Origin of the sequence: Klebsiella sp. K47 (assembly GCF_051858335.1) — a bacterium.
Lineage (GTDB): Bacteria > Pseudomonadota > Gammaproteobacteria > Enterobacterales > Enterobacteriaceae > Klebsiella > Klebsiella pneumoniae.
The window spans coordinates 1-387 of record NZ_JBPYUI010000105.1; the positions used below are offsets into that span (position 1 = coordinate 1).

1 protein-coding gene is annotated in these 387 nt (G+C 58.7%); it reads right to left on the bottom strand.

Translation table 11 applies throughout. The annotated features are described in order from the left end of the window. Nucleotides 1–387 (bottom strand): type VI secretion system Vgr family protein (locus tag RRF55_RS27285; RefSeq protein ID WP_439419210.1); only part of this gene is annotated, 387 nt, incomplete at both ends.

A 387-nucleotide genomic window follows, 5' to 3' on the forward strand; every position in this document is an offset into this window, starting at 1 on the left:
CGGCTTCGGCGGCGCTGTTCAGGGCCTGCATCTGGCTGTTCGCCTGGTTAATCTGGTTGATGGCAGGGGCCATTTCCAGTACCGGCCCCTGGGCTTTGGCCTGTTCATCCGCCGTCAGGAACAGCCCTTTTGCCGCACGGACTGCGCCATACTCATCCGTTCGCAGTTCAAAACCGGCCCCGCGTTTTTCACGCTGGCCATTGACCAGGTGCCCCATGTTCAGCTGCGTTTTGCCATATTCCGTTGCGAGCTTGATATGCTCCTCGCCGCGCTTGTCTTCCATTCGCAGCTTATTGTTCGCCGGCGTGCGCCACACGTTCCGCGTATGATTCTCGCTGGTAACATGGTCCGGATGCTCTGAATCATGCAGGGCATAAGCGATGTAGG